Source organism: Micromonospora sp. NPDC048894 (assembly GCF_040649765.1).
GTDB classification, from domain to species: Bacteria; Actinomycetota; Actinomycetes; order Mycobacteriales; family Micromonosporaceae; genus Micromonospora; species Micromonospora antibiotica.
Window position 1 is genome coordinate 165185 of the sequence record NZ_JBEZFY010000010.1, and the last position, 25757, is coordinate 190941.

General features: G+C 75.1%; 20 protein-coding genes and 2 pseudogenes. 3 read left to right on the forward strand and 19 right to left on the reverse strand.

The annotated features are described in order from the left end of the window. Window positions 1–117: 117 nt before the first annotated feature. The 5 genes from AB0C22_RS22150 to AB0C22_RS22170 form a co-directional block, all read right to left on the reverse strand. On the reverse strand, window positions 118–2226 hold the full coding sequence (locus AB0C22_RS22150; protein WP_255597596.1) for an amino acid transporter: 2109 nt from the start codon (window positions 2224–2226) through the stop codon (window positions 118–120). A gap of 298 nt (window positions 2227–2524) precedes the next feature. Then, window positions 2525–2935, reverse strand: coding sequence for a hypothetical protein (locus tag AB0C22_RS22155; RefSeq protein WP_357536753.1), 411 nt, complete (start codon window positions 2933–2935; stop codon window positions 2525–2527). Between the two features lie 116 nt (window positions 2936–3051). Further along, the gene (locus tag AB0C22_RS22160; protein WP_357536755.1) at window positions 3052–3801 is read right to left on the reverse strand and encodes a phosphotransferase; all 750 of its coding nucleotides are present in this window, start codon (window positions 3799–3801) and stop codon (window positions 3052–3054) included. A gap of 74 nt (window positions 3802–3875) precedes the next feature. Continuing rightward, a complete protein-coding gene (locus AB0C22_RS22165; protein WP_357536757.1) occupies window positions 3876–4646 on the reverse strand; it encodes a DUF5995 family protein in 771 nt (256 codons plus the stop codon). Between the two features lie 116 nt (window positions 4647–4762). After that, the gene (locus AB0C22_RS22170; RefSeq protein ID WP_357536759.1) at window positions 4763–7756 is read right to left on the reverse strand and encodes an AAA family ATPase; all 2994 of its coding nucleotides are present in this window, start codon (window positions 7754–7756) and stop codon (window positions 4763–4765) included. Between the two features lie 186 nt (window positions 7757–7942). On the opposite strand from AB0C22_RS22170, the gene AB0C22_RS22175 reads away from it, so the two are divergent. Continuing rightward, window positions 7943–10417 carry an adenylate/guanylate cyclase domain-containing protein gene (locus AB0C22_RS22175; RefSeq protein WP_357536761.1) on the forward strand — a complete coding sequence of 825 codons (2475 nt, stop codon included), beginning with the start codon at window positions 7943–7945 and terminating at the stop codon, window positions 10415–10417. 70 nt (window positions 10418–10487) lie between these two features. Here the strand turns inward: AB0C22_RS22175 and AB0C22_RS22180 are convergent, their stop codons facing one another. The 6 genes and pseudogenes from AB0C22_RS22180 to paaI form a co-directional block, all read right to left on the reverse strand. Next, window positions 10488–11504, reverse strand: coding sequence for an ABC transporter ATP-binding protein (locus AB0C22_RS22180; RefSeq protein ID WP_219462443.1), 1017 nt, complete (start codon window positions 11502–11504; stop codon window positions 10488–10490). A 92-nt stretch (window positions 11505–11596) separates the two neighbouring features. Continuing rightward, a pseudogene (locus tag AB0C22_RS22185) lies at window positions 11597–12592 on the reverse strand (ABC transporter ATP-binding protein); the annotation flags it as partial. Next, window positions 12589–13491 (reverse strand): ABC transporter permease, encoded by a 903-nt coding sequence (locus AB0C22_RS22190; RefSeq protein WP_219462447.1) that lies wholly within the window; start codon window positions 13489–13491, stop codon window positions 12589–12591. The pseudogene AB0C22_RS22185 and the gene AB0C22_RS22190, both read right to left, overlap by 4 nt. After that, entirely contained in the window at window positions 13488–14432 is a 945-nt protein-coding gene (locus tag AB0C22_RS22195; RefSeq protein ID WP_357020640.1) for an ABC transporter permease, read from the reverse strand. Before AB0C22_RS22195 ends, AB0C22_RS22190 begins: the two co-directional genes overlap by 4 nt. Before the next feature lie 9 nt (window positions 14433–14441). Further along, window positions 14442–15977: an ABC transporter substrate-binding protein gene (locus tag AB0C22_RS22200; RefSeq protein WP_357536764.1), complete on the reverse strand. Its 1536-nt coding sequence runs from the start codon at window positions 15975–15977 to the stop codon at window positions 14442–14444. Window positions 15978–16234: 257 nt separating this feature from the next. Beyond that, window positions 16235–16615 (reverse strand): hydroxyphenylacetyl-CoA thioesterase PaaI, encoded by a 381-nt coding sequence (gene paaI / locus AB0C22_RS22205; protein WP_255598210.1) that lies wholly within the window; start codon window positions 16613–16615, stop codon window positions 16235–16237. Window positions 16616–17064: 449 nt separating this feature from the next. Here paaI and AB0C22_RS22210 point away from each other — a divergent pair, with 449 nt between their 5' ends. Both AB0C22_RS22210 and crcB read left to right on the forward strand, forming a co-directional pair. After that, window positions 17065–17583 carry a CrcB family protein gene (locus AB0C22_RS22210; RefSeq protein ID WP_357536766.1) on the forward strand — a complete coding sequence of 173 codons (519 nt, stop codon included), beginning with the start codon at window positions 17065–17067 and terminating at the stop codon, window positions 17581–17583. Next, window positions 17580–17942, forward strand: coding sequence for a fluoride efflux transporter CrcB (gene crcB / locus AB0C22_RS22215; protein WP_219462456.1), 363 nt, complete (start codon window positions 17580–17582; stop codon window positions 17940–17942). Before AB0C22_RS22210 ends, crcB begins: the two co-directional genes overlap by 4 nt. Before the next feature lie 117 nt (window positions 17943–18059). Here the strand turns inward: crcB and AB0C22_RS22220 are convergent. The 8 genes and pseudogenes from AB0C22_RS22220 to cobI all read right to left on the reverse strand — a co-directional run. Further along, window positions 18060–18944: pseudogene (locus tag AB0C22_RS22220) on the reverse strand (sirohydrochlorin chelatase); the annotation flags it as partial. Next, complete coding sequence (locus AB0C22_RS22225) at window positions 18941–19534, reverse strand: precorrin-8X methylmutase (protein WP_219462457.1); 594 nt, start codon at window positions 19532–19534, stop codon at window positions 18941–18943. The pseudogene AB0C22_RS22220 and the gene AB0C22_RS22225, both read right to left, overlap by 4 nt. A gap of 46 nt (window positions 19535–19580) precedes the next feature. Further along, window positions 19581–19859, reverse strand: a complete 279-nt coding sequence (locus tag AB0C22_RS22230; RefSeq protein ID WP_357536768.1) for a 4Fe-4S binding protein — start codon at window positions 19857–19859, stop codon at window positions 19581–19583. Continuing rightward, on the reverse strand, window positions 19856–21610 hold the full coding sequence (gene cobJ, locus AB0C22_RS22235) for a precorrin-3B C(17)-methyltransferase (protein ID WP_357536821.1): 1755 nt from the start codon (window positions 21608–21610) through the stop codon (window positions 19856–19858). The genes AB0C22_RS22230 and cobJ overlap by 4 nt, the downstream gene beginning before the upstream one ends. A gap of 5 nt (window positions 21611–21615) precedes the next feature. Beyond that, entirely contained in the window at window positions 21616–22899 is a 1284-nt protein-coding gene (cbiE, locus tag AB0C22_RS22240; protein WP_357536823.1) for a precorrin-6y C5,15-methyltransferase (decarboxylating) subunit CbiE, read from the reverse strand. Window positions 22900–22976: 77 nt separating this feature from the next. Further along, complete coding sequence (locus AB0C22_RS22245; RefSeq protein WP_219462461.1) at window positions 22977–24128, reverse strand: cobalt-precorrin-5B (C(1))-methyltransferase; 1152 nt, start codon at window positions 24126–24128, stop codon at window positions 22977–22979. Next, complete coding sequence (cobM, locus tag AB0C22_RS22250) at window positions 24125–24955, reverse strand: precorrin-4 C(11)-methyltransferase (protein WP_208566531.1); 831 nt, start codon at window positions 24953–24955, stop codon at window positions 24125–24127. The genes AB0C22_RS22245 and cobM overlap by 4 nt, the downstream gene beginning before the upstream one ends. Beyond that, on the reverse strand, window positions 24952–25686 hold the full coding sequence (gene cobI, locus AB0C22_RS22255; RefSeq protein ID WP_357536825.1) for a precorrin-2 C(20)-methyltransferase: 735 nt from the start codon (window positions 25684–25686) through the stop codon (window positions 24952–24954). The genes cobM and cobI overlap by 4 nt, the downstream gene beginning before the upstream one ends. Between the last annotated feature and the right edge of the window lie 71 nt (window positions 25687–25757).

Consider the following 25757-nt stretch of genomic DNA (forward strand, 5'->3'; position numbering starts at 1 on the left):
CGACAGGGTTTTCTGACGTATACCTCTTGATCACCTGACGCAAAGCTCTTGATCACGGGAGGGAGGGAGGGGGGAGGGGGAGGGGGAGGGGGAAGAGGGGCGGCGGGAGGGGGTGGGTCAGCCGCCCACGTGGATGCCGGGGCGGCGGGAAGGGTCGGGTTCACTCTTGCGGATGATCTCGCGGACCACGGGTGGGGTGTCGCCCCGACCGAGGATCAGGTAACGCAGCAGGTGGGCGAGCGGGTTGCCCTCGGACCACTCGAAGTGGGCGTGTGGTCGGACGCCGGTACCGTCGCGCAACGCCAGCAGGATCGCGGCGATCGCGTTCGGCACCGCCGGGCTGCTGGCCCGCAGCACCCGGAAACCGCCCACCTCGACCCCGTGCACCCGCAGCACCCGGCTGAACTCCGACGGGTCCACCACGTCGATCTCCAGGAAGAGCACGTCGGAGGCGCCCGGCACCGGGTTCATGCCCCGCTGGACCCGCTCCTTGACCCGGTACTCCTTGAGCGCGCCGGTGTCCCGCTTGTTGGCGATCAGGTGCAGTCGACCGTCGTGGGCCAGTGACTCGGCGACGAACCGCCGGGCCGGCCCGTCGAAGTCGATCCGCTCGGCCCGTAGCTCGGTGGTGCGGGTGATCCGGGAGACCAGCGAGACCACGACGATGCCGGCGATGAACAACCCGGAGATGGCGATCCCGTCCGGCTTCTCGATGACGTTCTCGACCAGCGCGTAGAGCAGCACCGCGGTCAGCACGGCGAAGCCGGACGCGGCGAACCGGTGCCGGGCCCGCAGGGTCGCGATGGTCACCGCCACCGCCCCGGAGACCATCATCGCCAGGATGCCGGTGGCGTACGCGCCGGCCTGGGCGTTGACGTCGGCCCGGAAGGCGACGGTGATGACGATGCTGATCAGGGTGTAGACCAGCACCACCGGCCGGACCGCCCGACCCCACTCCGGTGCCATCCCGTACGACGGCAGGTAGCGCGGCACGATGTTGATCAGGCCGGCCATCGCCGACGCCCCGGCGAACCAGAGGATCAACACGCTGCTGATGTCGTAGACGGTGCCGAACCCCTCGCCGAGGCGGGCGTGGGCCAGCCAGGCCAGCGCCCGGCCGTTCGCCGCGCCACCCGGCTGGAACTCCCGGGGCGGGATCAGCACGGTGGTGACGAAGGTGGTGGTCAGCAGGTACCCCGACATGATCAGCGCGGCGGCGGTGAGCAGCCGGCGGGTGTTGCGGATCCGGGCGGCCAACCGCTGCTCGCGGTCCGCGCCGGCCCCGCGTACCAGGGGCATCATGCTCACCCCGGTCTCGAAGCCGGACAGGCCCAGGACCAGCAGCGGGAAGGCCAGCACCGCCGGGCCGAGCAGATCCCCCACCCCGGAACCCCCGGCGGTCAGGGCCGCCGTCCAGTCCCGCACGGTGCCCGGATCGGCGGCGATCTCGGCCAGACCGACGGCCACCACCACCGCGTTGAGACCGAGAAAGACCACCACCAACGGTACGGCCACCAGCACCGCCTCGCTGAACCCGAGCAGGAAGACCCCACCGAGGACGAGCAGCAGCGCCACCGTCACCAGCACGGCCACCCCGTCACCGTGCGGTGCCGACGACGGCAGGTACGGGTTCTCCAACAGGTGCACCGTCGCGTCGGCGGCGGAGAGCGTGATCGTGATGATCCAGGAGGTGGCGACGAAGCCGAGCAGCACCAGCACGAACAGTTTGCCCCGCCAGAACGGCAGCAGCCGCTCCAGCATCGCCACCGACCCCTGCCCGTGTGGGCTCTCCCGGGCCACCCGCCGGTACATCGGCAGCATCCCGAGCAGGGTGAGCGCCACGATCAGCAGGGTGGCCAGCGGGGAGAGCGCCCCGGCGGCGAGCGCCGCGATGCCCGGCAGGTAGGACAGGGTGGAGAAGTAGTCGACCCCGGTCAGGCACATCACCTGCCACCAGGGGTGCCGGCGTTGGCTACCCTCCTCGGTCTCCGGGCCGACCGGCTGCACCCGGTACGCGAACAGCCACCGGCGCAACGCGCCACCGGGCTGCGCCGGCCGGGCATGGCTGTCCACGCACTCCGGGAGCCCCACCGGTCCCGGCCGGGTGCGTTCGCCCTGCCCGGCGGCCCGTGCCTCGCGCAGCGCCCGCCCATGCCCCGGCGGCGGCGTGCTCCCCCGCCGTTCCCGGGTCCGCCGCTCCCGCGCCCCGTCCCGCCCGTCCGCCATCCCCCGACCGCCCTCGTAGGCCCTGACCCGACGGTAGGCGCTGAACCGGCCCCCACCGGCCAGAACAGGGGAAGCCGGGCGGACCGGCCCGGCGACGCTACCCCGGGCGGGGCCGGCCCGGCAGACCGGGCGGGCCGGGCGGGCCGGGGCCGTCAGACCGGGCAGAACGGGCAAAACGCTGGGGAGGGCAGGGCCGGGCCGGGTCAGGGCGGTCAGGGCGGGACGGTCGGGCCGGGACCCGCCGGCCGGACCGGGTGGATGGCCGGTCGGGAGCCGGGCGCGGCCACCGGGCGGGTAGTCAGGTGCGGCGGGGATGGCCGGCCGGCACGCGGCGCAGGGCCGCCAACAGGGCCGCCGGATCGGTCACCGTGACCGTGGCCGCCGGATGGCGCAGCCACCGGCCGGGGGCCAGCCCCGACACCGGTGTGCCGAAGCGCAGGCACACCCCGGCCGTGGTGCCGGTACCGAAGGTCACCCCCCGGTCGGCCAGGGACAGGTGCGGCCCGACCGCCCGCCACCAGCGGTACGGCCCACTGCGCTGCGCGTCGACCACGTTCCCCCGCCCGGTCCGCAGCTGCCAGCGGCCGAACCGGATCACCAGTTCCTCGTCGTCGAGCAGCACGGCGCAGGTCTGCGGACGGATGCCGAGCAGCGCCAGCGGGACCCGGAACCCGGGGTCGAACCGGAAGGCGAACCGTTGTACGGGCATGACCGACGGGTACCCCGCGCGCGTGGCCCGACACCCGAACGGGCCGAACCGGTGGGGCCGCCCGAGGGCCGCCCGCGCACCGTGCGAGACGGCCGCCCCGGATGCCGCCCGCCGGGTCATTCCAGGGCGCGGGTCCAGTCCTCGACGTGGGTGCCCAGGTGGTCGGCGACGGAGCGCCAGTAGGGGCCGTCCTCGGCGTGGATCCGGACCCACGGCTGCACGCCGTCGCGGGCCCCGGCGCACAGCAGGTCGTACATCGCCCGGGCCCGGGGGGCGAGGGTCGCGGCGAGCGCGGGACGCTCCGCCGCCGGTAGGTCGTACCCGTCGACGAGGGTGCGCAGCCGGTGGGCCGACTCCGCGACCGGCCGGTCGGGGCGCATCCCGGCCATCGCCTGGGCGGCGTACGCCAACTCCCAGCGGCGGGTGCCGGGGCCAGCACCGTCCCAGTCGATCAGCACCCAGCCGCGTGGGGCGCGGACCAGGTTCCACGGTGCCGCGTCGTGGTGGCAGAGCAGGTCCGCGCCGTCGGGTCGGATCGGCACCTGCCAGCGGGCCGGCCCGGGGGGCGTGAAGTCGGCGACCGCGCGGTGCAGGTCGGCCAGCAGCCGGCCGATCGAGGCCAGTTCCGCCGTGCGGTAGAGACCCGAGGGGTGACCCAGCTCCCCCGGCACGTACTCCAGCACCTGGCGGCCCTGGTCGTCGCGGCCCAGCGGGCGGGGCGCACCGTCGAAACCGACGTCGTGCAGGTGGGTCAGCAGGGCGTCGACGGCGTCGGTCCACGGGCCGACTGGCCGGCGGACGGTGTCGCCGATGCGGACCACACCGGTGGTGACGTTGCCGGGCAGCGGTTGTTCGATCGGGCTCACCCGGCCATCCTGGTCGAACGGACGCGTCCCCGCGCGCCGGTTTCCCGGCGCGCGGGGACCCCCCGTCCCGGCTGCTACTGCAGGAACGCCCCCAGCGGTGAGAGCAGCAGCCGGCCGAGCGCCGCGGCGTTGTCGTCCAGCCGCGCGCGCTCGCCGTCTCGGGCCTGCGGGTCGTGCCGGCAGCGCCAGATCTTCTGCGCGTTGCGCCAGGCCACGTCCCGGGTGTACTCGACCAGTTCGCCCTGGTACCAGTCGTCGATGTCGCCGTTGAGCATGTCGAGCAGCAGTTGCCACCGCTCCAGGTAGCCCCGCCGCAGCGACGGGATCTTGTCGGCGAAGATATCGTTGATCTTGAGATAGTCGCGGTGCTGTTCGGTGCCGTCCACCGGCTCGGACTCCAGGTGGTCGAACGTGGTCACCAGGGCGAACGGCAGGTCGAAGTTGATGTGCGCGTTCACCCCCGCCGCCGCCGACGGCAACGGCCGGGCGTCCGGGCCCTTCATCCGCTTGAACAGGCACGACCAGGCGCGCGGGGTGGTCGGGCTCGACTCGGTCCACAGCCGCATCGCGTCGAAGTAGCGGGCGGCGAACTCCACGTCCAGCCGGGACAGGAACACCGGGTCCGCGAAGTAGTCGTCGTAGAGCCCCTCCAGCACCCGGCTGGTGATGGTCAGGTAGAGCCGGTTGAAGTCGGCCAGCGGGCAGCTGCCCTCCAACGGCGGTAGCCGGACCAGCAGGTCCTGGAGTTTGGTGAGGTGGTCGACCACCGCCGGGACGTCCTCCGGGTGGTCGGCGAGCAGATCGACGATGTCCACGTGGACGGGGCCCCAGACCGGTTCCGTCATGTCTCCTCCACAGTGGTCGGGGCAGCGCCGTGCCGTCGTTGACGAGGGACAGCCTGGCAGCGTCGACCGGGCGCGGGATCAGTAGAACGACGTATTCGACCGCGCCGTACGTACGCTCACTCGCCCCGGTTCCGCAGGTGGATGGCGCTGGCCTGGACCCGGGTGCGCACCTGGAGCTTGTCGAAGATGTGCGACACGTGCACCCCGATGGTCCGCTCGCTGATGAACAGCCGCTGACCGATCTCCTTGTTCGTCAGACCTTCGGCCACCGCGGCGAGCACCTCGCGTTCCCGGGCGGTCAGCGTGGTCAGCTCGTCGACGACCGGCCCGGCTACGACGGTTACCGACCCCGACCCCGACCCCGCGGGCCGGCGGTGCCCCACCCCGGTCGACCGGGGACGGCCCTGCCGGCGGTCGACCCCGGTGGGTTGGGCACGGTCGGTCAGCTCCACCCGCGCCCGGCCGGCCAGCGTCCTGATCTCGCTGGTCAACGGCACCGCCCCCAGGCTCAACGCCATCTCGTGGGCCTGTCGCAACAACGTGCCGGCGGCGCTGCTGCGACCACGCCGGGCCAGCAACGCCTCAGCCTGGCGCAACCGCGAGTAGGCAGCCGGGTAGGGGTGGTTACGCTTGTCCCACTCGGCTGCCGAACGGGCCCAGGCGTCCGGGTCACCCCGGCCGTCGAGCCGGGTCAGTTCGGCCGTGCACAGCGCCAGGAAACCGTCGGCGACGACCCGTACCGGCCCGGCCGCCGTCGCGCTCTTGGCCGTCACCCGGTCGACCGCGTCGCGCAGCCGCCGCACCGCCGTCGGGTCCACCGCCACGGTACGACTCGCGTGCGCCTCCGCCTCCGCGCGCAGCCCGTGCCAGGCCAGCGTGCCCAGCAGCACCACGTCGTCGGAGCGGCTCTCGGTCATTCCCCGCTGCACGGCCTGCCGGGCCACGTCGTGCCGGCCCTGCCACATCGCCAGCCCGGCCCGCAGGATCAGCATCGGTAGGACGTGCCGGGGCGCACCGCCACCGGCGAGCATCGTCGCCACCGCCTCCAGGTCCCGGTCGGACGCCTCGACGTCGCCGTACCCGACGGAGAGCCGGCAGCGGGCCAGCAGCAGCTCCACCGCGTCGGCCCCGGACGGGCGGTGCCGCAACGCCGCAGCGACGACCTTCTCCGCCTCCGCCCACTGGCCGACCCGGAACAGCCCGTTGGTGGCGATGGCCAGCAACCGGGTCTCGTAGGTGCGGCCCAGGCCCAGCTCGGCGACCCGCTCGGCACCCCGGCGGGCCACCACCACCCCCTCCTCCAGGATGTTCAGCGGCCCGGTCAGCAACTCCGCCAGGTGCAGGTACGCGCAGGCCACGTCCTCCGGGCCACCGGAACGTTCGGCGGTCTCCAGGGCCCGGCGGACCACGGCCAGGCCCGAGTCCGGGTCCTCCAGGAACGCCTCGCTGAAGCCGAGCGCCGCGCTGGCCAGCACCACCGAGTTGGTGCTCCCGTCGACCGTCGCGGCCAACTCCAGGGCCTCCCGGGCGCGCTGACCGGCGTCGGCGTAGCGGCCCTGGAGCACCAGCAGATGGGCCAGTTGGGCGGCGGCGGCGGCCCGTTCCCCCGCGGTGCAGGCGACGGACTCCAACACCCCCCGGTACTCCGCCTCGGCGGGCGCGGACCGGCCGGCGGCGGCCAGGTAGCGGGCCCGCCGGATGCGCACCCCGCAGGACGGATCGAGCGGTTCACCCCCGGCCAGCTCGGCCAGCAGGGACAACGCCCGGGCGTGCTCGCCGCTCTGGTGGGCGGTCTCGGCGGCGTGTTCGAGCAGCACCGCCCGGTCGACCTCGGGCGGTACGCCCCCCGGCCCGCTGGTCGGGGTCGCGGCCAGCTGCAACGCCGCCGACCAGTGCCGGTGCGCCTCGGCGAAACCGTGCAGCCGTTGCGCCTCCCGGGCGGCGGCCATCGCCGCCGGCAGGGCCCGGGCGGGCTCGCCGGCCAGCCGCCAGTGATGGGCCAGCCGGGCCTGGTGCAGCTCCGCCGGGGCCTGGGTCAGCGCCTCCGCGTAGCGGCGGTGCAGGCCGGCGCGCTCCGCCGGGAGCAGTTCGTGGGCGAGCACCTCGGCGACCAGCCGGTGCCGCAGCCGGTAGCCGTCGTCCGCGCCGACGAGCAGCCGGTGGGCCACCGCCTCCCGCAACGCCTCGATCAGTTCCGGCTCGGGCAGCCCGAGCACCTCGGCCAGCAGCCAGTGCTCGACCGGCTCGACCCCGGCGGCCACCGCGTGCACCGCCGCGTGCGCCTGCCGGGGCAGCACGTCCACCCGGGACAGGAAGATCTCCCGCAGCGTGTCGGACAGCCCGTCGCGGCCGTCACGCAGGTCACGGGCCAACTCCTCGACCACGAACGGGTTGCCGCCGCTGCGCTGCCAGACCTGGTCGGCGGCTTCCGGGGCGAGGGGTGTACCGACGATCTCGCCCGCCAACCGGTCGGTGTCGGCCCGGTCGAGCGGGGCCAGGTCGAGCACCCGCACCGACCGCAGCCGGCGTAGCTCGGTGAGCACCCGGCGCAGTGGATGGGCCCCCTGCAACGACTCGGCCCGCACCGCCGCCAGCACCGACAGTTGCAGGTCACCCAGGCCGGCGAGCAGGTAGAGCAGCAGTTGCCGGGTGGTCCGGTCCACCCACTGGAGGTCGTCGAGGACGAGCACCAGCGGCCGGCCCTCGGCGATCAGACTCAACCCCCGGGAGACCCGTTCCAGCAGCGCCCCGGCGCTGTCCGCGCCGCTGCTGTCCTCGGCGAAGGTCCGCAGCAGTCCGCGTACCGCCGAGGAGGTGCGGGCCTGCGCGGCGGTGAGGTCGGCGTCGAAGCGGCGCAACGCCTGGAGCACCGGATGCAGCGGGGAGGCGTCGCCGATGTCCAGGCAGGAGCCGGTGAGCACCACCGCTCCCGCGTCCCGCAGCCGTGCCGCAGCCTCGGTCAGGAGCCGGGTCTTACCCACCCCGCTCTCCCCGGTGACGAAGACGGCGGCGGTCTGCCCGGGGCCGATGTCGTCGTGGAGCGCGGCGCGCAGCGTCGCCAGCTGGTCGGCACGGCCGACGAGCGGCGCGCTGTCCACTTCGCTGGCCATGTCCGCAGCCTAGTCACAGGTCCCCGCACCGTTCTACGGGCTTGATTCGTCTCTGGTACCTCTCGCGTCGAGTTTGCGACTAAAGGTGGTCGCCCGCCGACATACGTCGTTCGGCAGATCCCCCGTCCTACCGGTGGTGACACTCTCCGGAAGTCATCAGACCACTGCGGAGGAAGGGTGGGTGGGATGCCACTGTCCACGGTCGGTACCGGTCGGGAAGACGTCACCACGACGCCCTGGCCGGTCCCGCAGGAACGCCGAACGCTGACCGTGCTCTTCGCCGACATCGTCGGCTCGACCGCGCTGACCGAACGGCTCGACCCGGAGGACGTCCGGGCGGTGCAGTCCGCCTACTTCGACACCGTCGCCGGGGTGCTGCGCCGCTGGCAGGGCACGGTGGAGAAGTACGTCGGCGACGCGGTGATGGCGTTGTTCGGGGCGCGTACCTCCGATGGTCTCGACGGTTACCGGGCGGTGCGGGCCGCCCTGGAGATCCAGGCCGCGCTGGAGCGCCGGGAGCTGCCCGGTGGGGTGACGCTGCGGGTCCGGGTGGGTGTCGCCACCGGCGAGGCGGTGGTCGACCTGGCCGCCGCCCGCGACGGTGGCCACGGCATGGCCTCCGGCGCGGTCCTCACCACCGCCGCCCGCATCCAGGAGTACGCCCCGCCGGGCGGCGTGGTCGTCTGCGCGGCGACCCACCGGGCCACCGCCGGCCTGGTCGAGCAGCACGCCCTCGCCCCCGCAGCGCTCACCGGCAAGGCACGGCCGGTCGACGTCTGGCAGGTCACCCGCACGGCGAACCCGCGCCCGCCCCGCCACCACGGTCCGCTGGTCGGCCGACGCCGTGAACTCGCGACCGCCGTCGAACAGCTCACCCGGGTCGCCCGGGAGCACCGTCCACGGTGGGTGGCCCTGGTCGGCCCGGACGGCATCGGCCGCAGCCGGCTGCTGGCCGAGCTGCGCCACCGGCTGCCGGCGGTCGACGGCACGCCGGTGCGCTGGGCGGTGGGGCACTGCCCGCCGTACCCGGAGCAGGTGTTCGGGCCGGTCGCGGAGCTGCTGCGGGACCTGCTGGGGCGGCCGGCCGACGACGCGGCGGGCACCGTCGCGGCACGGCTGGCCGCCCTGGTCGACGGACTGGTCCCGGCGGGTCAGGTCCCGGCGACGGTGGCGGCGCTCACCGCGCTGCTGGACGCGCCGGACCGGTCGGCGGTCGCCGGGGCGGCGGCGGTGCGCCGGGTGCTGCTCGCCCTGGCTGCCCGCCGGCCGGTGGTGGTCGGCGTGGACGACTTGGACCGGGCGGCCCCCGAACTGGGCCACTTCCTGCACTCGCTGTTCGCCGCCGCGACCGCCCGGGGACTGCCGCTGGCGGTGCTGGCCACCCACCGACCCGACCGGGCGGACCACGTCCCCGCGCCAGCGGGCGGACACCACCGGGTGGAGTTGGCACCGCTGGGCACCCTCCACAGCGGCCGGTTGCTGCGCCTGCTGCTCGCCCACGCCGGTCAGCCGGTCACGTCGGCCGCCCGGATGGTGCCGCTGGTCGCCGGCCGTCCCGGTTACGCAACCGCCTACGTCCACGCGTCGGCGCTCCCGACCGGTGACCCGTCGGTGCGCCCGACCGAGCCGCCCCTGCCCGAACCGCTGCGACGTCGCGCCGCCGCCCGGTTGGACCGGTGTGACGGCCCGCACCGGGCGGTCCTGATGGCCGCGGCGACCCTCGACGGGGAGTTCGCCGCATCGGCGGTCGACGTGCTGCTCGGCTGGGCGGCGGGCCGGGCGGCGCAGGCGTTGCGTCGACTCACCGACGCCGGGCTGGTCCGGTCCGGTTCCCACGGCGGGCACGTCATCGTCGACCCCGCCCTGCGCCGCTGTGCGTACGACCGGCTGCCCCGGATGCTGCGCGCCGAGTTCGCCCGGCGGACCGAGGCCACCCGGTCCGCCGGGGCCGTCCGGCGGACCGGGACGGCCCGGCGCGCGCAGAGCATCCGACGGGCCGGGGTCGACCGGCGGACCGGCGTCGCCCGGCCGGCCGGGACCCGGCACCGCACCGGTACCGGCTGGTCGGTCGGGGCCGACCGGCCGGTCGGCCACCCCGGGCCGGTCCCGGCCACGGTCAGCTCGCCGCACGGTCGGGAAGCCCGATGGCAGGCGGCCGCCCCCCACCACGCTCCGCTCCCCGCCGGCACCGCCGCATCCGCCACCGGGAGCAGGACCGGCGGGCCCCGACCGGCAGTCGCGGGCCCCGCCACCGCCGGTCCGGGGCCGGTGGCCGTCCTTTCCGACGGCGGCGGGCCGCGACCGGGGGTCGTCCTTCCCGGGGGCGGCGGGCCCCGACCGGGGGTCGTGGGCTGCCCGGAACCAGGGTTCATGCTGATCGCAGCCGGCCCGACGGGTCTGCCGCCGGCCGGTCTGATGCCGGGCACCGCCATCGGGCGACCGCGCGCCGGCTCGACGCGGGACGACCGGTGGGCGGGGGTGCCCGGCGGGTCCGCCGCCCGACCCGTCGACCCCGGGTTGCCGGGCCCGGGTGGCGTCGTCGTGCCGCTGCCCTCGCGCGGGACCGGCGTACCGACCGGCCGCCGGCCGACGACCGGCGGGCGGCGACGGGGGGAAGGGGTGCCCCGCACCGCCGTACCGTTACCGGCGCGGGCCGCCTGACCGTCGGCGGGCGTCCGCGCCTGACCGTCGGCCGTGCCGGATCCGTCCGGTCCGAGCACCCACCGCCTCGTCAGCGGGGCGCCCCGGTGACCGGGGGCGGATCGGCACCCATGGCCCGGACCGCCTCCCCGGCGTAGAGGCAGGCGACACGGTGGCCGGGGGCCACCTCGACCATGGGCGGGTCGGTCCCGGCGCAGGCGGCACGCGCCTGCGGGCAGCGGGTCCGGAACCGGCAGCCGCTCGGCGGGTCGGTCGGGCTGGGCAGTTCACCACTGAGGATGATCCGCCGCCGGTCGCGCTCCACCCGGGGATCGGCCACCGGGACCGCCGACAGCAACGCCGCCGTGTACGGGTGCGCCGGCTCCCGCCAGAGCTGCGCGGGGGTGCCCGTCTCCACGATCCGCCCCAGGTACATCACCGCGATCCGGTCACTGAGGTGTTCCACCGCGGCCAGGTCGTGCGCGATGAACAGGTAGGTCAACCCGAGGTCCCGTTGCAGCCGGCGTAGCAGGTTCATGATCTGTGCCTGCACGCTCAGGTCGAGCGACGCGATCGGTTCGTCGAGGACGATCAGGTCGGGTTCACCGGCCAGCGCGCGGGCGATCCCGACCCGCTGACGCTGGCCACCGGAGAGTTCGTGCGGGTGCCGACCGGCCGTCTCCGGTCGCAGCCCCACCAGGTCGAGCAGTTCGGTGACCCGACGTCGGCGGGCGTGGGCGGAGCCGGCCAACCGGTGCACGACCAGCGGTTCGGCGATGCTCGCACCGACGGTCAGGCGCGGGTCCAGCGACGCCTGCGGGTCCTGGAACACCATCGCCACCCGGCGGCGCAGCCCGCGCAGGCGGCGCCGCGACCACCCGGTGACGTCCTGCCCACCGACCCTGATCCGCCCGGTCGTCGGGTCGACCAGCCGCAGCAGCGCCAGGCCCGTGGTCGACTTGCCGCTGCCCGACTCCCCCACCAGGCCGAGGGTCTCGCCGGCCCGTACGGTCAGCGACACCCCGTCCACCGCGCGCACCGGTGGGCCACCGGGGCTGGGAAACCAGACCGTCAGATCGTCGATCTCGGCGACGGTTGCGGTGCTCATCGGTCCTCCCGGTGGAGCTGCTCGCGGTCACCGGAGACGCGACGGGCGTCCCCCGTGGGCGGGCCGCCGCCGGTGGGCGGGCCGCCGGGGAGGGGATAGAAGGTGCGGACCCGGTGCCCGGGGGTGATCGGCGTCAGCGGGGGCAGTTCGTGTGCGCAACGCGCGTCACCCCGGACCGGGCAGCGGGGCCAGAACGCGCAACCGTCCGGCAGGGCGAGCGGACTGGGCGGCGCGCCGGGGATCGCGGCCAGCTCCTCCCCCGCCGCGCCGGGCCGTGGCCGGGCGGCCAGCAGGGCCCGGGTGTACGGGTGCCCCGGTGCGGCGAACACCGCGTCGACCGGTCCCTGCTCGACGATCCGGCCCCCGTACATCACCGCGACGGTGTCGGCGATCCCGGCCACCACCCCGAGGTCGTGGGTGATCCAGACGACGGCGGTGCCGAGCCGGCGTCGCAGGTCGGCGACCAGCTCGACGATCTGCGCCTGGGTGGTGACGTCCAACGCGGTGGTCGGCTCGTCGGCGATGAGCAGCTCCGGTTCGCAGGCCAGGGCCATCGCGATGACGACCCGCTGCCGCATCCCCCCGGAGAACTGGTGCGGGTGCGCGTCCACCCTGCGGCCGGGGGCCGGGATGCCGACCAGGTCGAGCAGCTCGACGGCGCGGGCCCGGGCCTGCCGCCGACTCATCCCGAGGTGCTCCTCGCACGCCTCGGTGACCTGGCGGCCGACGGTCAACACCGGGTTGAGGGTGGTCATCGGGTCCTGGAAGACGAAACCGACGTGCCGGCCACGCCACCGGCGGCGCTCCGGCTCGGACATGGTGGTCAACTCCCGGCCGAGCAGCCGGACCCGGCCGGTGACGGTGGCGGAGCGCGGGGCCAGGCCGGTGGCGGCGAGCACGGTCATGCTCTTGCCGCTGCCGGACTCGCCGACCAGGGCGAGGGTCCGGCCGGGGGCCACCGACCAGTCGACGCCGGCGACCGCGCGGGCGGGACCGTTGCGGGTGCCGAGGGTGACCGTCAGGTCGTCGATGGCCAGCACCGGCGCGTCCCCGGCAGCCCGGGGCGACGGTACGACGGGCGCGTTCATCGGCTGCTCCTGCGGGCCTCGCTGACGGTGAGCTGACGCGGGTCGAGCACGTCCCGCAGCGCGTCACCGACCAGGTTGAAGGCGAGAACGGTGAGGAAGATCGCCGCGCCGGGGAAGAATCCCAACCACCAGGCGTCGGTGACGAACCCGCGCCCGTCGTAGAGCATCCGGCCCCAGGCCGGCGCGGGTGGCTGGACGCCGAGCCCGAGGAAGGACAGCGCCGCCTCGGACAGGATCGCGAAGGCCAGCGACAGCGAGGTCTGCACGATCAGCGGGGCGGCGATGTTGGGCAGCACGTGCCGGCGCAGGATGCGCAGGTCGGAGGTGCCGATGGAGACGGCGGCCCGGACGAACACCTGCTCCCGTACGGCGAGCACGCTGGCCCGGGTCACCCGGGCGAAGATCGGGGTGTAGACCACCCCGACGGCGACCATCGCGGTGACCAGCCCGGGGCCGAGCACCGCGACGATCGCCACCGCGAGCAGCAGGACCGGAAACGCGAAGAGCACGTCCATGCCCCGCATCGCGATGTTGTCCGCCCAGCCGCCGTACCAGCCGGCGAGCAGGCCGACGCTCACCCCGACGGCCAGGGCGATGCCGACGCTGACCAGGCCCACCTGCAACGACACCCGGGCCGCCACCAGCACCCGGCTGAGCACGTCGCGGCCCAGTTCGTCGGTGCCGAACGGGTGTGCGCCGCTGGGTGGTCGCAGCATCTGGTCGACGTCCACGTCGTTGGTCCCGGCCGGCGCGAGCCACTGCCCGGCCAGTCCGACGACCAGCAGGACCAGCAGGACGACCGTGCCGGCGACGGCCGGCGGGTCGTGCCGCAGCGCGGTCACCGTGCGCCGCAGGGTGCCCGGCTCGGTGGCCGTCGCCGCCGGGTGGTCGGCGCTCATCGCAGCCTGATCCTCGGGTCGAGGCGGGCGTAGAGGACGTCCACCAGCAGGTTCGTCAGCAGGAACAGGGTGGCCACGAAGAGCACCGCACCCTGCAGCACCGGATAGTCCCGGGCCTGCACGGCGTCGTAGGTGAGCCGACCGATGCCGGGCCAGGCGAACAGCACCTCGATCACGATCACCCCGCCGACCAGGCTGGCCAGCTGCACCCCGACCACCGTGACCACCGGGATCAGCGCGTTGCGCAGCACGTGCCGGACGACCACCACCCGGCGGCGCAGCCCCTTGGCCTCGGCGGTACGCACGTAGTCCTCGGCGAGCACCTCCAGCACCGAGGAACGGATGAACCGGGTGAGGATGGAGGCGGTGACCAGGCCGACGGCGGTGGCCGGCAGGGCCACGTGCGACGCCCAGCCGGCCGGGTCGTCGGTGAGCGCGACGTAGCCCGACGGGGGCAGCCAGCCGAGGACCCCGGCGAAGAGCAGGATGCCCATGATGCCCGTCCAGAAGTCGGGGACGGACACCCCGAACTGGCTGAACACCCGGGCGGCATGGTCGACGAACGAGCCGCTGCGCACCGCGGAGAGCACGCCGAGCGGGAAGGCGACCAGCAGGGCCAGGAGCACGGCGGTCACCGCCAGGGACAGGGTGGCGGGGAGTCGCTCCAGCACGATCGTGGTGACCGGCTGGCCGCTGCGGAAGCTGACCCCGAGGTCACCGGTGAGCGCGTGGCCGACGTAGCTGAGGTACTGCACCACCAGCGGACGGTCCAACCCGGAGCGTTCCCGCAACGCGTCGTAGGTCTGCTGGTCGAAGCGGGTGCCCAGGGCGACCCGGACCGGGTCGCCGGGGACCAGTTGCAGCAGCAGGAAGACCACCAGGGTCACCCCGAGCAGGACGACGACCGACTGGAGCAGCCGCCGCAGGACGAAGCGTCCCACCTCGCCCCCTCAGCGGTTCAGGGCGACGTCGCGGAACCGGATCGCCCGGTCGGTGCGGACCTGGTAGCCGGTGACCTTCGCCGACCAGCCCTGCACCACGTCCGGGTTGTAGAGGTAGATGTAGCTGGCGTCGTCGACGATCTGCTTCGCCGCCCGCTCGTACGTCTGTCTGCGTACGCCCTCGTCGGTCTGGGTGCGGGCCTGGTCGAGCAGGGTGTCGACGGCGGGGTTGCTGTACCCGTGGAAGTTGAACGTGCCGCCGGTGCGGTGCTGGGCGTAGTAGAACTCGTCCGGGTCGATGTTGCCCAGCCAGCCGAGCAGGAACGCGTCGAAGTTGCCCTTGCCCTGCTCGTCGAGCCACTGGGCGAAGTCCAGGGTACGGATCTTCACGGTGATCCCGACGTCCTTCAACTGGGCGGCGATCACCTGGGCGGCGGTGACCGTCTCCGGGTACTCGCTGGTGACCATCAGGTCCATGGTGCGGCCGGTGACGCCGGCCTGGCCGAGCAGTTGCCGGGCCTGGTCCGGATCGTGCCGGTACGGAGCGTAGTCGTAGTACCAGGAGCTGCCCTTGGGGATGGCGGTCTGGTTGACGGTGGCCTGCCCGAACTTGGCGGCCTTGGTGATCGCCTCCCGGTCCAGGGCGAACGCGACGGCCCGGCGCACGTTCACGTCGTCGTACGGTTTGCGTGCCTCGTTGAGGGCGAGGTACCAGTAGTCGGTCGAGGGGGTGGTGGCGACGGTCACCGCGCCGTCCTCCTTGAGGGCCGGCACCTGCTGCGGTGGCAGGTTGTCGGTCCACTGCACCTCACCGCCGCGCAGGTTCTGCATGGCCACCGTCGGGTCCTTGACGAAGGTGAAGGTGACCCCGTCGAGCTTCGGTTTCGGCCCCCAGTAGGCGTCGTTACGGGTCAGTTTGATGGTGTCGCCGGAGGTGTAGGAGGCCACCGTGAACGGGCCGCTGCCCACCGGCCGGGTCTTGATCGCACCGGACTCCACGTTGGACCGCTGGACGATCGCGACGCCCTTGAAGCCACCGAGGTTGGCCAGCAGGTTGGGGGTGGGCGCGGTCAGCGTGATCACCACGGTGGCCGGGTCGGGCGCGGTCACGGTCTTGACGGTGGCGAACTTGTACGCCGCGTTCAGCTTCTCGTTGATGATCCGCTGGTACGAGTAGACGACGTCCTGCGCGGTCAGCGGCGACCCGTCGGAGAACCGCACGCCCTCGCGGAGGGTGAACGTCCAGGTGAGCTGGTCGCTGCTGGTCGTCCACTTCGCGGCCAGCGCGGGCCCCATCTTGAGGTCGGCGTCCGGCTCGACGAGGGTGTCGTAGACGTTCTCCAGGACCTGGAAGCTGTAGTAGGCCGACGTCCGGTGCGGGTCGAGCTGGTCCGGTTCGCCGCCGATCGCGGCGGTGAGCGTGCCACCGGCCGACCCGGTGGCGGTGGACCCGCCGTCGACGTCGACGCTCTCTCCGGCGCTGCACCCGGCCAGCCCGGTCAGGGCGACGGCGAGCGCCGCCGCGATGATCCTCGATCTGGTCATGGACTCGGTCACCCTTCGTCGCCTGGCAGATCAGAGAGCGAGTCTTCTCCGCCAGGTAGAGCGATGTCAATAAATCCCGGCAAAGTAGGGTGATTTTGGAGGAATCAGCGCGGTGCCGTGACCGTCCGGAGAGGACTGCGGCACCCTCGGCCACGAACCGGTCGCACCGCGCCGAGAGGCCGGGCCGTCACCCGTGGAGGGTGCACCACGGACCACCCTGTTACCCACTGTGGACCTGTCAAACCCTGGGCTGCCGGTCAGTCGTCGGCGGGTCGGGCGAGGGTGCGGCTGCGCCCCCGGAACTCGGCCACCACCTCGTCGCCCCGGGTCACGGTGACGTCGTAGATGCCGCTGCGGCCGTACCTGACGCGTTCGGTGGCGTACGCGGTCAGCAGGTCGCCCTCGCGGACCGGGCGCAGGAAACTGATCTCGCCGCCGGCCGCGACGGTGGCCGGGCCGTGGGTGTTGCAGGCCAGCGCGAAGGCGGTGTCGGCGAGCAGGAAGACGAAACCGCCGTGGCCGATCCGGTGCCCGTTGAGCATCCCGGCGGTCACCCGCATCCGGGCCACCGCCACGCCGTCCCCGGCCGAGACCAGCTCGATGCCGAGCCCCCGGGAGGCCACGTCGGCGTCGAACATGTCGTGGGCGGCCGTCCGCCCGGCACCATCGCCACGCGACACCCGCCCGGGCACCCGACCGGTGCTGTCGCCGCGCGGCACCCCCTCGGCACCATCGCCACGCGACACCCGGCCAGTGCTGTCGCCGTCGGTCCCCCCGGTCGGGGCGGGTGCGCTGGGGGGTGGGCTGCGGTCCGGCACGGGTTCCTCCTGGGGTCACGGCAGCGGCGGCCGGCACGGGCTACCGGCTGCCGCTGCCGACCGTACGCGGACGGGTCGGTCGCCACGCAGACGTGGCGGCGGGGGGTGGCCCCCGGCCTCCGCCTGCTTTCGCGGTGGGGGCCGGCCGGTCGGGCTATGCTCACGGACGTGTCGGCGGTGGGGCCCGCCGTCCCGGTCGGACCGGGAGAACCGCGTCGGAGACGCCAACGGTCCCTGCCAGTGGTCCGGGTGCTGGTGGGGAGGTCCTGATGACGCAGGGGGTACCGCGTCGCGTCGATCCCGACGTCGACCTGCGCGTGCCGGCCGACCGGAGCGAGCTGACCGCGCGGCCGGCGACCGTGCTGGGTGCGATCGCCGTCGGCGGGGTCCTCGGGGCGCTGGCCCGCGCCGGGGTGCAGGCCGCCCTGCCGCACACCCCGACCGGATTCCCCTGGTCCACCTTCGCCGTGAACGTCACCGGTTGCCTGCTGATCGGCGCGCTGATGGCGGTGCTCGGCCGGCGTCGGGTCGGCCCGCTGGTCCGGCCGTTCCTGGGGGTCGGCGTGCTCGGCGGTTTCACCACCTTCTCCGCCTACGTGGTCGACGTGCACCGGGCGCTGGACGCCGGGGCCGCCCCGACGGCGTTGGCCTACCTGGCCGCCACCCTGGTCGGCGGGCTGCTGGCGGTCGCCGCCGGTGACGCCCTGGCCACCCGCCTGCTGGCGCGGGGGCCGGGCCGGGCCGGACCGCCGGGAGCGGGTCGGGTGGACGGGGAGGTTCCCCGGTGACCGTGTTGCTGATCGCGCTCGGCGCGGCGCTGGGTGCGCCGCTGCGCTACCTCACCGACCGGGCCGTGCAGGCCCGGCACGACTCCCGCTTCCCGTGGGGGACGCTGACCGTCAACGTCGCCGGTTCGCTGCTGCTCGGCGCGGTGGTCGGGATGCCCGCCGGGCCCGCCGTGACCGCGCTGGTCGGCACCGGCTTCTGCGGCGCACTGACCACCTGGTCGACGTTCGGCTACGAGACCGTCCGGCTGGCCCGAGCCGGCGACCGGTGGCACGCGGTGGCCAACGCCCTGGTCAGCGTGGTCGCCGGGTTGGGTGCGGCGACCCTCGGTTTCGCCCTGGCCCGAGCGCTCGCCGGCTGACCGCGGGCACCCTCAGCGGACCGGGGTCGCGTCCGGCGCGGCCTGCCGCTGACCGTGGTCGTGGGCGTCGTCGTGGGTGTGGGCGTCGTCGTGGGCGTGGTGGCCGTGGGCGTGCCCATGGTGGTGATGATGGTGGCCGTGGCCGTCGACCGGGTCGTCGGGGTGGTCGTGGGGGGTCTGCGGGCGGCCCACCTTGTCGGCGAACCCCGGCATCAGCACCCGATAGGCACAGGTGTCGCAGTTCATCCGGATGTCCCCGCGCAGCGCCTCGACGTACCGCTCCAGCACCAGGTCGGCCAAGGCGTCGCAGTCACCGATCAGGTCCGCGACCCGGATGTCGAGCTCGGGATGGTCGGCGGCGTACGCCTGCGACTGCGCCACGATCCGGTCCGGCAGCACCCCGGCGAACAGGAAGTACGGCGCGACCACGATCCGGCGGGCACCGAGGCGGCGTAACCGGTCGAGCACCGCCGGCACGGACGGCTCGGCCAGCGAGATGAACCCCGGTTCGACCCCGGCGTAGCCGCGCCCCTCCCACAGCAGCCGGGCCACCTTCGCCACCTCGGCGTTGGCGTCCGGGTCGGTGGCGCCCCGCCCGATCAACGCCACCCAGGTGCCGGCCCGGTCGGCCCCGGCCAGTGCCGCGTCGATCCGCTGCTCCAGCACGGTGTGCAGCAGCGGGTGCGGGCCGAGCGGTCGCCCGTACCGGTAGGTCAGGCCGGCGTGGCGTTCCTGCTCGCGGGCCATCGCGGCCGGGATGTCGCCCTTGCCGTGGCCGGCGGCGGTGAGCACCAGCGGCAACGCGACCAGCGCCCGGTGACCCTTCGCGACCAGCGCGGTCACCGCGTCGGTCAGCGGCGGCCGGGACAGCTCGATGAAGCCGCCCTCGACGTCGCCGACGACGGCCCCCGCCCGGTCCCGGACCCGGTCGACGAGCGCGGCGAACTGGTCGACCCCGGCCGCGCTGCGCGTGCCGTGTCCGACGATGACCAGAGCGGTCATGTTTCCTCCAGGTAGAGCAGGGCGTTGAGGGCGGCGGCGGCGACCGCCGAGCCACCCTTCTCGCCGATGTTGGACACGGCGGGCAGGCCACTGGCCCGCAACGCCGCCTTGGACTCGGCGGCCCCCACGAAGCCGACCGGCAACCCGACCACCAGCGCCGGGTCGGCGGCCACGCCGATCAGTTCGACCAGGGCCGTCGGCGCGCAGCCGACCACCCAGACCGCCCCCGGTCCGACCCGGTCCAGGGCGATCCGCACGGCCGCCGCCGACCGGGTCAGGCCGGTCTCCCGGGCCAGCGCGGCGGCGGCCGGGTCGGCGACCGGGCAGACGATCTCCCGCCCGGCCCCGGTGATCCCGGCGGCCACCATCGCCACGTCGGTGACGATCGGCGCCCCGGCCCGCAGTGCGGCCAGCCCATCGGCCAGCGCCACCTCGTCGCAGACCAGGTCGGTGACGTAGTCGAGGTCGGCGCTGGCGTGCACCACCCGCTCGACGACCGCCCGGGTCAGCGGCGGCAGGCCGCCCAGGTCGACCCGCTCGCGCAGGATCCGGTACGACTCCTGCTCGATGGGGTGGACGACCCGGCTCACCGGCCACCTCCCGGGGCGGGCCGGCAGCGGGCCGGGTGGGTACTGGTCATGGTGCTCCTCGTCGGTCGGTGACGGTCCGGATGGCGTCCACCGGGCAGACCTCCACGCACTCCAGGCAGCCGGTGCAACGGTCGGCCCGGACGGTCAGGCCGCCGGGCACCGGACGGATCGCGTGGGTGGGGCAGGTGAGCAGGCAGGCCCCGCAGCCCTGGCAGGCGTCGATGGACACCGGTGCCGTGGCCGGGCCGTCCGCTGCGGTGAACGGCGGATCCACCGCGGGCGGGACGACGGCGACCAGGTCGGGCGGGGGCACCTCGGGGGTCATCCGCGCCACCGGTAACCCCGGGGGGTGACCATCCGGCCACCGACCAGCCGGGTCTGCGAACTACCCACCACCACCAGGCCGTACATGTCGACCACGCTCGGGTCGAAGGTGGCGAGGGTGGCCAGGTGCACCCGCTCGTCGGGTCGGCTGGCGTTGCGTACCACCCCGACCGGGGTCTGTGGCGGGCGGTGCGCGGCGAACGTCGCCAGCACCGCGCCGAGCTGCCAGTCCCGGGCCCGGCTACGCGGGTTGTAGAGCAGCGCCACCAGGTCCGCCTCGGCGGCTGCGGCGACCCGTCGTTCGATCACCGCCCACGGGGTGTGCAGGTCGGACAGGCTCAGGTAGACGTGGTCGTGGCCGATCGGCGCACCGAGCAGGGCGGCGGCGGCCAGCGCGGCGGTCACCCCGGGCACCCCGACCACGTCGATCCGCTCGTCGGCGTACTCCAGGGCGGGGCTGGCCATGGCGTACACCCCGGCGTCGCCGGAACCGACCAGCGCCACGGCCTGCCCGGCGGTGGCCTCGACGACGGCGCTGCGGGCCCGTTCCTCCTCCGCGCCGAGCCCGCTGGCCAGCACCCGGGTGCCCGGCCGCAGCAGGTCACGGACCTGGTCGACGTACTGGTCTAGGCCGACGACCACGGCGGCCCGGCGCAGCTCGGCGACGGCGCGCGGGGTACGCAGGTCGGCCGCGCCGGGGCCCAGGCCGACGATCGCCAACCGGCCGCGCGGGGCGTGCCGGGCGACCGCGACGGTGGCCATCGCCGAGGCGGTCTTGGGCACCAGCAGGGTGCCACCGCCGCGCAACGCCGCCGCCTCGGCGACGCTGGGCGTGCCGACGGCGGCCCGGACCACCTCGCTGGGGTGCGGCACGTCGACCGTCGCCAGCTCCGCCGCCGGCCAGGTCCGCAGCGGTACGCCCAGCGCGTCGGCGGTGGCCCGGATGCCCTCCTCGTCGGCCTTCACGTCCACGCTGGCCAGGCAGCTCAGGCTGGCCGGGCTCAAGCCGGCGTCGGCGAGCGCCCGGCGCAGCAGCGCCTCGACCTCGGCGGCGGGCACCCCCCGGCTCGATCCCACCCCGGCGACCAGGGACGGCGGCCGCAGCACGACGGTACGGTCGTCGACCGGCACGACCCGGTCGGTGACCAGCACCCGGTACCCGCCCTCCAGATCGGGCCCGACGGCCCGGTGTTCCCCGGTGGGCGGTTCACGGTGGACGTTCGGCGGCAGGGCGGGTAGTGGCCACACCGCGTCGGTGACCAGCCGGACCGGTTCGCCGTCGAGGATCGCCCGGGACACCGCAGCGACCGCCCCCTCGACCGGCCAGCCGAGGGTGTCCAGGCCGGGCAGGTCGACCGCGTCGGTGGCGGTGGTGACCACCGGCCGGGCGTCGAGCACCGCAGCCACCTCGACGGCGAGCGCGTTCGCGCCCCCCGCGTGGCCGCCGAGCAGGGCGACGGCGTGCCGGGCGGCCTCGTCGACCACCACCACCGCCGGGTCGGTGCGCTTGTCCCCGAGCAGTGGCGCCAGCACCCGCACCACCGCGCCGGTGGCCAGGAACGCCACCACCGCGTCGTACTCCGTCCAGGCCGTCCGCAGCGCGTCGGCGACCCCGTCGGCCTCGACGAGCCGGGCGTGCGGCCAGGCGGCGGCCAGGGTGCGGGCGTGTCGGCGACCGGCGGCGGTGGCCGCGACGAGTCCGATCCGGTGCGGGCCGGTGCCGGGCGTGTCCCGGTGCCGGTGTGCTGCGATGCCGGTCACTGACGCTCCCCGGTGAGGACGACCACCGGGTTGGTGGCCGCGAGTCGGATGGATCCGCCGGGCAGGTCGGCGAGGCGGGCGGCGGTGAGCTGGCTGCCCGTCACCGTGTAGCCGGCGCGGCGCAGCAGGTGCACGGCCGGGGCGATTCGGTCCAGGGCGGCGAGGGTGACCACCACCCGGTCGGGGCGGCGGTCGGCGACGGCGCTCAGCACGTCGGTCCCCCCGCCGCCGACGAAGACGGCATCCGGATCGGGCAACCCGGCGAGGACGGCCGGCGCGTCACCGGTCACCACCCGGACGTCGACGCCGTGCCGGGCGGCGTTGCCGGCGACCGGTGCCGTCGGGTCCCGTTCCACGGCGATCACCGCCGCACCGAGCAACGCGCACTCGATGCCCACCGATCCGCTGCCCGCGCCGACGTCCCAGACCAGTCGACCGAGCCGGGGCCGCAACCGGGCGACGGCCAGGGCCCGCACCTCGGCCTTCGTGATCATCGAGTCCCGGTGCCGGTACGCGGACTCGGGCAGCGCCCAGCCCTCGGCGGGTGCGGCAGCCAGCTGGTTGTCCGCCCGCACCCGCCCGACCCGGACCGGAGCGTCATCGCCGGCCGGGCCGGTGTCACCCGACCGGCCGGCGACCTCGCCCCGCTCGGCGGTGCCGGGACGCCGGGCGGGCCGCGCCCCGGGGTCACCGTCGGTCGCGGCCAGGCTGAGCAGGACGTGCGGGTCGGCCCAGGCCCGGGTGGCGGCCTCCTGCGGGGTGGTCCAGGTGACCCGCTCGGCGGGGGTACCGAGGTACTCGGCGACCACCAGGCGGCGGGACCAGCCGACCAGACCGGCCCCGATCTCGGCGGCCCCGGCGTCCGGCGCGGTGAGCACGGCGACGGCGGGCAATGCCCGGCAGGCGTTGAGCGCGGGACCCAACTCCCGGCCGTGGGCGGTGACCACCACGGCACCGTCCCAGTCGAGCCCGGCGCGGGCGAAGGCGGCGGCCACACTGGACACCGCCGGGAGCACCCGGACCGGCAGTCCGGCGGCGCGCAGCCGGCGTACCACGCCGAAGAACCCGGGGTCGCCGCTGGCCAGCACGACGGCCGGCTGCCCGGCGGCGTGCGCGGCGGCGAGCCGGTCCAGCGCCGGGGCGAGCGGGCCGAGGGTGACGGTGTCGACGCCGGGCGGCACCGGCACGGCCGCCAGGTGCCGGGCCGCCCCGACGACCAACCCGGCCCCGGCCAGGGCGGCCACCGCCGACGGGGGCAACGGCCGGCCGGCCGCGTCCATCCCCACCACCACGACCGGCTCCGGCACCCCGACGAGCGACTCCGGCCCGGTCCCGCCAGGCACCGGCTCCTGGCGCGTCACGCCGGCCACCGGCCGGACGAGGCGACCAGGCGGTCGCCGGTGAAGTCGACCATCGCCACGTCGACGGTGAGCGCCGGCCCGGCGAAGCGGCGCAGCACCTGACGGACCCGGTCGCAGAGCAGGTCACCGGCGGGACGCAGCAGCCCGGCGGCCTCCCACAGCTCGTAGGCGTGCCGGCCGGTGTTGGCCGCCACCACCGCCGCCACCAGGTCGGCGTCGCCGCCGGCCTCGGCGGTGACCGCGCCGAGCAGGGACAGGTCCACCTTCGACCGGGTGTAGTGGGTCATCAGGATCCCGGCGGCGAGTTTGGCCAGCTTGCCGGCCATCCCGACGAAGACCACCCCGGTCATCGCGTCACCGACGGCGGCGGTGACGGCCGCGCCGGTGAAGTCGCCGACCTCGACGAAACACACCTCCGGCAGCTCCGGCAGCAGCGCGCGGGCGGCCCGTTCGGTGCGCCCACCGGTGCACAGCACCACGGTCCGCTGCCCCTGGGCGGCCATCACGTGCACCGCCTGCACCACGCTGGCCCGCCAGGAGGCGGTGGAGAACGGCCGGACGACGCCGGTGGTGCCGAGGATCGAGATGCCGCCGACGATGCCGAGCCGCCGGTTGGTGGTCTTGCGGGCCATCACCTCACCGCCCGGCACGCTGATCACCACCCGTACGCCCATCTCGGTCAGGTCGACCACCTCGGCGACGGCCTGGCCGATCATCCGGCGGGGGGTGTCGTTGATGGCCGGACCGCCGACGGCGAGGCCGAGCCCGGGGCGGGTGACGGTGCCGACGCCGTCCCCACCGGCGAGTTCCAGGCCGGGTCGGGGTCGCCAGCCGACGGTGGCGGTGAGGTGCGCGCCGTGGGTGACGTCCGGGTCGTCCCCGGCGTCCTTGACCACCACCGCCTCCGCTGTCGGTTCGGGCCGGGCGGTCAGGTCGCAGCGGGCCACCGCGAAGGTCACCCGCCGGCCGGCGGGCAGCCCGATCTCCACCTCCCCCGGCGGTACGCCGGTGACCAGGGCGGTCACCGCCGCCTTCGCCGCCGCCGTCGCGCACGCGCCGGTGGTCCAGCCGGTCCGCAACGCCACCGGCCGGACCTTCGCGGTACGCGGTAGGTCCGGCTCGCGCAGCGGCGGCTCGGGGTAGGTCACGGTGTCGCGTCCTCCGCTGCGGTGGCCCGGGAGCGGCGCAGCTCGGCGCGGGCGGCCGGCTCGGCCCGGCGGAAGGTGTGGAAGTGCCCGGGGTGGTAGAGGTGCGACCGGGTGCCGGTGGCGGCGAGTGCCGGCCCGACCAGGAACAGGGTGTGCTTCCACAACCGGTGTTCCTTGACGGTGGCCGCCAGGTCGCCGAGGGCGCACCGCACCACCAGTTCGTCCGGCCAGGTCGCCTGGTAGGCCACCACGACCGGGGTGTCGGCCGGGTAGCCGCCGGCGAGCAGTTCGGTCTGGGCCTGCCCGGCGCGGGCGGCGGACAGGAACAGCGCCATGGTGGTGCCGTGCCGGGCGAAGTCGCGGACCCGCTCCCCCGCCGGCATCGGCGTCTTGCCGCCCTCCAGCCGGGTGAGGATCACCGACTGGGCCACCTCGGGGATGGTCAACTCCCGGCCGACGATCGCGGCGACGGCGGTGAACGAGGAGACCCCGGGGACGATCTCCACGGCCAGGTCGAGGGCCCGGCACAGGTCGAGCTGCTCCTGCACGGCACCCCACAGCGCCGGGTCGCCCGAGTGGATCCGGGCCACGGTGAGCCCGTCGGCGGCGGCCCGCCGGTACAGCGGCAGCACCCCCTCGATGGGCAGCTGCGACGAGTCGACGATCTCGGCGTCGGGGCGGGCGTGGGCCAGCACGTCGGCGTGTACCAGGCTGGCCGCCCAGATCACCACGTCGGCGTCGGCGATCACCCGGGCGGCGCGCAGGGTGAGCAGGTCGGCGGCGCCGGGCCCGGCCCCCACGAACCACACCTTTCCGGTGGACGTCACAGTTTTCCTCCCCGCCCGTCCCGGCGGGCCGGGACCAGCAGCGTCGACAGGTAGGGCAGCTCGTCGTCCGGGCCGACCGGCCCGATCCGTTCGTCGGGCAGGCCGAGGCCGCAGCCGAGCACCGCATCGGCGAGCCGGTCGTGCCGGCGCAGCTCGTCGACGAGTTCCCGGTGCCGCCGCCAGCCCTTGTAGACCACGACGGTGCCGGGCCCGGCGAGGGCGTCGGCGACCAGCGCCGGGCCAGCGGTGGCCGGCAGCAGGGTCAGCGGCTCCCGCCCCTGGCACAGCGGGACGCCACTGCGCGCGGCCAACTCCTGCATGGCGGTGACGCCGGGCACGGTCCGCACCTCGACCGCCGGCCGCAGCGCGCGGACCCCGTCGGCCAGGTAGGTGAAGGTGGAGTAGACGTTGGGGTCGCCGATGGTGGCGAAGGCGACCGACCGGGCCCCGGCGGCGAACGCGTCGACCACGGCACGGGCCGCGGCGTCCCAGGCGGCCTCCCGACGGGCGGTCACCCCGCCCCGGTCGTCGAGGGCGAACGGCAGCCGGCGCAGCCGGTGCGCCGGCACGTGCGCGCGGACCGTCGTCTCGGCCCGGCCGGGGGGCGTCGCCGGGTCCGCCGCCAGCCGGTCCAGCACCGGTACGACCACCAGGTCGGCCTCGGCCAGCACCCGGACCGCCTTGAGGGTGAGCAGTTCCGGGTCCCCCGGCCCGACCCCCACCCCGGTCAGCGTGACCGGCCCGGTCGGCGCGGCCCGGCCCGTGCCCCCCTCGACGACGGACGGGCGGTCCGGCCCGGTCG

Excerpts from the sequence above, each read along its gene's own strand:
- AB0C22_RS22150 (WP_255597596.1), bottom strand. The coding sequence starts at position 2,226 with ATGGCGGACGGGCGGGACGGGGCGCGGGAGCGGCGGACCCGGGAACGG.
- AB0C22_RS22155 (WP_357536753.1), bottom strand. The coding sequence starts at position 2,935 with ATGCCCGTACAACGGTTCGCCTTCCGGTTCGACCCCGGGTTCCGGGTC.
- AB0C22_RS22165 (WP_357536757.1), bottom strand. The coding sequence starts at position 4,646 with ATGACGGAACCGGTCTGGGGCCCCGTCCACGTGGACATCGTCGATCTG.
- AB0C22_RS22170 (WP_357536759.1), bottom strand. The coding sequence starts at position 7,756 with ATGGCCAGCGAAGTGGACAGCGCGCCGCTCGTCGGCCGTGCCGACCAG.
- AB0C22_RS22175 (WP_357536761.1), top strand. The coding sequence starts at position 7,943 with ATGCCACTGTCCACGGTCGGTACCGGTCGGGAAGACGTCACCACGACG.
- AB0C22_RS22180 (WP_219462443.1), bottom strand. The coding sequence starts at position 11,504 with ATGAGCACCGCAACCGTCGCCGAGATCGACGATCTGACGGTCTGGTTT.
- AB0C22_RS22190 (WP_219462447.1), bottom strand. The coding sequence starts at position 13,491 with ATGAGCGCCGACCACCCGGCGGCGACGGCCACCGAGCCGGGCACCCTG.
- AB0C22_RS22200 (WP_357536764.1), bottom strand. The coding sequence starts at position 15,977 with ATGACCAGATCGAGGATCATCGCGGCGGCGCTCGCCGTCGCCCTGACC.
- paaI (WP_255598210.1), bottom strand. The coding sequence starts at position 16,615 with ATGTTCGACGCCGACGTGGCCTCCCGGGGGCTCGGCATCGAGCTGGTC.
- AB0C22_RS22210 (WP_357536766.1), top strand. The coding sequence starts at position 17,065 with ATGACGCAGGGGGTACCGCGTCGCGTCGATCCCGACGTCGACCTGCGC.
- AB0C22_RS22230 (WP_357536768.1), bottom strand. The coding sequence starts at position 19,859 with ATGACCCCCGAGGTGCCCCCGCCCGACCTGGTCGCCGTCGTCCCGCCC.
- cbiE (WP_357536823.1), bottom strand. The coding sequence starts at position 22,899 with ATGGACGCGGCCGGCCGGCCGTTGCCCCCGTCGGCGGTGGCCGCCCTG.